This is a genomic window from bacterium, assembly GCA_021372775.1.
Taxonomy (GTDB): domain Bacteria; phylum Acidobacteriota; class Polarisedimenticolia; order J045; family J045; genus JAJFTU01.
This window is the reverse complement of sequence record JAJFTU010000159.1, coordinates 1-6,113: the sequence shown is the minus strand read 5'-3', so window position 1 is coordinate 6,113 and position 6,113 is coordinate 1. Positions and strand designations below refer to the sequence as shown.

Sequence of the window (6,113 nt, the reverse complement as noted above, 5' to 3'; positions counted from 1 at the left end):
CCCGAACACGCGCGGGAATTGACCCCCGGCGCGCGGCCGATCGAACACGCGCGGGAATTGGCGCCCGGCGCGCGGCCGATCGAATGCGCGCGGGAATTGACGTCCGACACACGACCAACCGAGCACGCGCGGCATTGACGTGCGAGAGGAACGGGCCCTCTAGGACTCTCCTCCGCGCGCAATTGCACGCCCGCCGACTCAACGCGCGAGGCACGTCGGGCGGAGGGGCCGGGCGCGGACCCGGTGCCCGGTCGGGTCCGAGCCCGGCCCCTCCGCACGACGCGCCGTCCCTCGATCACGCGCGGGCCTTGACGTTCGTGACACCGTCACCCGAGAAACGCGCGCACCGCGGCGGCCTGCGAGGCGCCGTCGAGGCCCGCCTCGAGCAACACCATCTCCGCCTGGCCGCTGCCGAGAAAGTGGCCCTTCCGGAACGGATGCAGCGTCCGCGCGAGGCCGCGCTCGGAGCGGATCCAGCGGTGCATCGTCGGCAGCGTGAAGCCGGTGATCCCCATCGCGCGGCGCGCCGTCTCCTCGGGGTAGATCCGCGCCCGCTCCTCCGCCGGCAGCGCGTCGAACAGCTCCGCGCTCGCGACGTAGAAGACCTCGACGTCCACCCCCGCCGCGAGCAACGACGGCAGCGCCTCCTGCACGAAGGCGTACGTCACGCCGCTCTCCTGCAGCACGACCGTGACGTCCGGCTTCGCCCCCGCGGCCGCCCGCAGCTTGTAGAGTCCGTGCGCGGCGGCGACCGCCGGCGCGAGGCCGAGCGCCTCGCGGTCGAGCACCTTCTCGTTCGGACGGGTCACGAACGGCGCGATCACCGCCGGCCGCAGCGCGAAAGCCGCGCCGAGCAGCGGCCAGATCTCCTGCGGCTCCCACGGCGTCAGCGTGATCGCCGTTCCCGGCGGGAAGTTCCCTTCGAGGAGTTGCAGCGCCTGCGGGTCGGCGTGCGTCGGGCCGTCCTCGCCCGTCTTGAGGCCGGCGTGCGCGCAGACGAGCACGAACGGCTTGTACGGCTCGTGCGCCGCCGCGCGCCGCGCCTGGGCGCCGATCGCGTGGAGCCGCGCCGCGACGTGCCCGAGCGCGGCGATGAACGCGCCGTACGACGAGCCGACGCCGATCTGCCGCCCGAACGTCGAGACGCCGGCGAGGATCCCGCACATCGCGTCTTCGCAGATTCCGCCGAGCGAGAGCAGCCGCGCGCCGGGATTCGCCGCCGCGTGCCAGTATCCCGCGGGGAACCCGTCGCCGACGGCGTTCACGCTCGTCGAGCCGAGCAGGTCGGCCGCGGCGGCGAAGAGCGCGCCGTGCGAGACCTTGTTGTAGTGGTTGAGCGCGCGGCCGAGTTCGCCGCGCAGCGTCGTCGTCGTTCCCGGCTCGAGCGCGAGCGCGGCCGGCGGCGCCTCGGCGGCCTGCGCCGCCAACTCGTAGACCGCCTGCACGCGCGGCGCGCCGTCGCGCGGCTTCCGCGCGCGCCGGTCGAGGCGCCCCTTCGCCGCGGCGAGCCGCGGGGCCAGCGCGTCCACCATCTCCCGCCGTTCCTCGAGCGCGCGGCGCACGACCTGCAGCGCCTCCCAGAAGCACTCCTCCATCGTCGCCGCGCCGTCGGCGCCGGCGCAGCGATGGTTGTTCGCCTCGCACGTCGGCAGGACCGGCGCGCCGCCGGTCAGCGGCTCGAGCGCCTTGTAGAAACCTTCGGAACAGAGCTTGTGCCCCGCGCCGTGCGAGGCGCGGCCTTCGATGCCGTAGCGCCACCCCTTCACGGTGCGGTAGACGACGGCGGTCGGCTGGCCGTTCGCGATCGCCGCCGCGCGCCGCTGCGCGGCGATCACCCGCGCGAAGTCGAGGCCGTCGGCGACGTAGACGACGTTCCAGTCGTGGAGGTGGAACAGCTCGCGCGGATCCCACTGCACGTAGTCGCCCGGCTGGTCGCCGTCGCGGCAGACGCGGTTGGAGTCGATCGAGGCCTGGTTCCAGTCGAGGTGCACGAAGGCGTTGTCGAGCCCCGCGGTCCCCGCCGCGGCGAGCGCCTCGGCGACGCGGCCCGGCGTCAGCCCCCCTTCGCCTTCGACGATCGCCACGCGCGGCGCGTCGGCGCCGTAGAAGTCGCGCGCGCCGAGGGCGAGGCCGAGCGAAGAGGCGAGGCCGACCCCCGACGCGCCGGTGGAGAGCTTGACGAACGGCGTCGCCGGCGTCGGATGGCCGTCGAGCGCCTTGCAGCGGAACTTGGCGAGGAGCGGCGTCTTCGCCGCCGGGTTGCGGCGGAAGCCGAGCAGGTCCTCGAGGCGCAGCCGCTGCCGCTCGTCGGCCGGCAGCAGCTCCGGCGCCGCGATCCGCAGCAGCTCGTCGCGCAGGGCCCACAGCGCGTAGAGGCCGAGCGCCTTGTGTCCCGCGGCGTAGGAGAGGACGTCGGCGTCGTCGCGGTCGGGACGCGAGACGTCGTAGTCGAGCCCGTCGAACATCAGGCCGGCGACGAAGTGTCCGGAGGAGATCGAGCCGCCGGGGTGCCCCGACGTCGGGACGTAGTTGAACATCAGCGCGCAAAGCGAGCGGTAGACGAGGTCGAACGATTCGAACGCCGCGAGCTCGGCGGCGGAGAGGGTCGGCGCGACCGTCTCTTCCGCGATGTCGACGTAGACGCCCCGACGGGGTCCGAACTCGAACGACATGGCGCGTCTCCTCGCCGACCGGGGCGACCGGGCCGCGCCGGAGGGCCGAAGGGCCGGGACCGCCCGCGGACGCGCGCGCCGATGCGGCGCGCGGAGCGCCGACGTTCAGGATCGATCCGGGCCGGGAGCGGCCATTCTATCGCCGCCGGACGGCGGAAGTCAGCGGGCGCCGCGCGGCGCCGGATCGAGCTTCCACGACGGAGGAATTGCGGTCAGACGAACGTAGGGGAACTCGCCGATCGTGCGGTCGTAGTACGGCGTCCTTTGGTACCACCAGAGGAAGCGCGCCCGCTCGTCGGCGGCGAAGCGCGGCTCGGCCAGCGCCGCCTTCCAGGCCTCGGCCGTCTTCGGGTCCTTGAGCGCCTCGCGGACCCACGCCTCGAGCACGCGCGGGTCGATGTACTCCTTCCGCTCGGCGACCGAGTCGAGCAGGCCCCACGCGAAGAGCGAGTCGGGCGATTCCGGTTCGAGCAAATTCGCCGCGACGGCGAAGTCCGGCTGGTCGGCCGGCACGAAGAGGCTTCCCGCCGGAACGACGACCCGCGCGGCGCGGCGCGAGATCTTGCCGCGGGCGCCGACGAGCCCCTGATAGCTGCGCCCCTCGAGCTGCAGGTCGTCCACGCGCAGCGTCTCCGCCTCGACCTCCGCCGGCGCGGCGAGCCGCCGCACGACGAGTCCGTGGGCGCGCAGCCGCTCCTCGATCTGCGGCCAGCCGGGGCGCACGACGTAGCCGCGAGGCCGCGGCACGGCGACGGAAACGTGGAGGCGGTGGAACCACGGCACGTCGATCGGATCCTCGACGCCGCGCTCGTAGGCGATGATCGGCTTGCCGGTGACGACCGACGTCCCGAGCGAGCGGCGGTAGACGTCGAAGCGGATCGTGTCCGGCTTCGGATCGCTCTCGTACCGCAGCGCGATCGTCGAGGGCGGCGCGTCCGGCCGCCCGAGCGCGACCTCTTGCCGCGCAGCCGCGGCGGACGCGGCGACGAGCGCCTGAGGATCGCGGCCGATCTCGCGCAGCAGGCCGCGCAGGAACGCCTCGTTGGCCAGCACGCGGTCCTTGTACGGCTTGTAGGAGTGGTTCTCGACGAGGATCGAGACGGCGTTCCGCAGGGTGAAGTAGGCGGTCGAAAAGCGCGGCTCGGAAGGGCCGGAGCCGAACCCCTTCGACGGATCGTTGCCGTCCACCAGCTCGACGTACGGCCCCGTCTGGTAGCCGGCGCGGTGCACTTCGTCGAGGGCCGCCGGCAGGTGCGCCTTGAGCCAGGCGTCGATCGGCGCCGGCGCGACCGGCGCCTCGGCGACGCCGTAGGTCAGCGTCCAGGCGAACTCGCAGCCGTCGGTGACGTGGTTGTCCACGTGGATCTGCGGACGCCACGCCGCGACGAGCTTGACCAGCGCCCGCATCTCGGGGCTGGCCAGCTTCATGTGGTCGCGGTTGAGGTCGAGCCCGGCGGCGTTGGTCCTGAACCCCATCCCGCGCTTCGGTCCGTCCTGGTTCGGGCGGTTGTAGGGGGAGGAGTTCTCGTGCCCGTCCACGTTGAAGATCGGAATCCAGACGACGGTCGCGCCGTCGAGCAGGACGCGGTCCTTGCCGTAGGCCCAGTCGCGCGCGATCGCCAGCATCGCGTCCTTGCCGTCGATCTCGCCGGAGTGGATCCCGGAGACGATCAGCGCGACCGGCTTGCCGAGGCGCGCGGCCGCGGCGGGTTCGAAGGCCCGCTCCTTGGAGACCACGACGTACGGCATCGGCCGCCCCTGCCCCGAGACGCCGTAGAAGCCGAGCTTGATCGACGGATCGACCGCGGCGAGGCGGCGGACGAAGGCCAGCGTCTCGTCGTAGGACGGCGTCGCCTCGTACGCCGCGGCTTCGGCCGGGGTCGCGGGGACGCCGGCGGCCGGGCGCGTCTTGTCGCGGACCGGCGCCGGGGGCGCCGCGGCGGGAGCGGCGGCGAGGGCGAAGGAAAGAGCGGAAAGAATCGACGCGGCGACGGCGGGCAGGCGGCGCATGCGGTGTCCTTTCGGCATCATTGTGCGCGCGGGGCCGAACGTTCTCACGTCCCCGAAGGAGCCGCCGATGCGCCGCGCCGCGACGTTCGTTTCGATCCTCGTCCTTCTCGCCTGCGCCGCGCCGGCGGCGCTCGCCCAAGCGGCCGCGGCGACGCCCGCCGCGACGCCCGCGGCCGGGCCCGCGAAGACGTTCGGCGCCGACGCGGCGGCGAAGCTCCGGCAGGCGCTCGGCAAGCAGGACGGCTGCATCGAGGTGATGAACCTCGCGACCGACGAGATCGTCCGCACCGACGCCAAGCGGTGCGCCGTCCGCCAGTCCCCCTGCTCGACCTTCAAGATCTACAACGCCCTCGTCGGCCTCGACGCGGGGGTGGTCGAGAACGAAGGGACGACCTACCGCTGGGACGGCGTGCGGCGCCCGATCGAGTCGTGGAACCGCGACCTGACGCTCGCCGAGGCGATCCGCGTCTCCTCCGTCTGGTGGTTCCAGAGGATGGCGCGCGAGATCGGCCCGGAGCGGATGAAGGCCGCGCTGGGGCGCGAGCCGTACGGCGACAGCGACATCTCAGGCGGGATCGACCGCTTCTGGCTGGAGAGCTCGCTGCACATCTCGCCCGACGAGCAGGTCGCGTTCATCGCCAAGCTCTACCGCGGGAAGACGGCGTTCAAGCCGTCGTCGGTCGCGGTCGTGAAGAAGATCATCGTCCAGCCGGACGTCGCGGTCGGCGAGCTCGCCGGCAAGACGGGCGGCTCGTTCTCCGGCAAGACCGGCAGCGGCCCCTCCGCGGGGAAGCCGGCCCTCGGCTGGTTCGTGGGCCATCTCGCCTCGCCCAAGGGGGAGTTCGTCTTCGCCGTCGAAATCGAGGGCGCGGAGGCGAAAGGACCGGTCGCGCGCGGCGTCGCGATCGACGCGCTGCGCACCCTCGGCCTTCTGCCGCGGTAAGGCGCCGTCCCCGCGCGGTCCGCGGAGCGCGGGGCCGCGGCCGCGCGGTATGCTTCGGGTCCAAGGAGCGCGACGCCCATGCCGATCTTCGCCGCCAGCCGCTGGACGAGCGGCAACAGCCTCTTCCCGACCCGCCTCGAGGTGAACGACACGTTCGTCGTCAAGCGGACGCGCGGGTTCTTCTCCTCGGCCGAGGAGAGCATCCACCTGCAGCGCGTCTCCTCGATCCGCGTGACGGCGGGGCCGCTCTTCGCCGACGTCGTGATCGAGTCGGCCGGCGGGACCGATCCGATCGCCGTCCACGGCCTGCGCAAGGGGGACGCCTACGAGGCGAAGCGGCTCGTCGAGGCCGCGCAGGCCCGCCTCGGCGGCGCCGCGGAGGCGACGCGCGCCTGCCCGTTCTGCGCCGAGACGATCAAGGCCGCGGCGACGATCTGCCGCTTCTGCAACCGCGAACTCCCGCGCTGACGACCGAACCCCGGCGGCCG

At 73.3% G+C, this 6,113-nt stretch carries 4 protein-coding genes; 2 read left to right on the top strand and 2 right to left on the bottom strand.

Annotation, left to right across the window (positions count from 1 at the left end):
* Positions 1 to 326: 326 nt before the first annotated feature.
* Together LLG88_05390 and LLG88_05385 are read right to left on the bottom strand one after the other, a co-directional pair.
* Complete coding sequence (locus LLG88_05390; protein ID MCE5246342.1) at positions 327 to 2,672, bottom strand: hypothetical protein; 2,346 nt, start codon at positions 2,670 to 2,672, stop codon at positions 327 to 329.
* Positions 2,673 to 2,831: 159 nt separating this feature from the next.
* Positions 2,832 to 4,682 carry a M14 family metallopeptidase gene (locus LLG88_05385; protein MCE5246341.1) on the bottom strand — a complete coding sequence of 617 codons (1,851 nt, stop codon included), beginning with the start codon at positions 4,680 to 4,682 and terminating at the stop codon, positions 2,832 to 2,834.
* Positions 4,683 to 4,749: 67 nt separating this feature from the next.
* Between LLG88_05385 and LLG88_05380 the strand changes: the two genes are divergently transcribed.
* Together LLG88_05380 and LLG88_05375 are read left to right on the top strand one after the other, a co-directional pair.
* Entirely contained in the window at positions 4,750 to 5,625 is an 876-nt protein-coding gene (locus LLG88_05380) for a class D beta-lactamase (GenBank protein ID MCE5246340.1), read from the top strand.
* 78 nt (positions 5,626 to 5,703) lie between these two features.
* A complete protein-coding gene (locus LLG88_05375; GenBank protein MCE5246339.1) occupies positions 5,704 to 6,093 on the top strand; it encodes a PH domain-containing protein in 390 nt (129 codons plus the stop codon).
* The last annotated feature ends 20 nt before the right edge of the window (positions 6,094 to 6,113 follow it).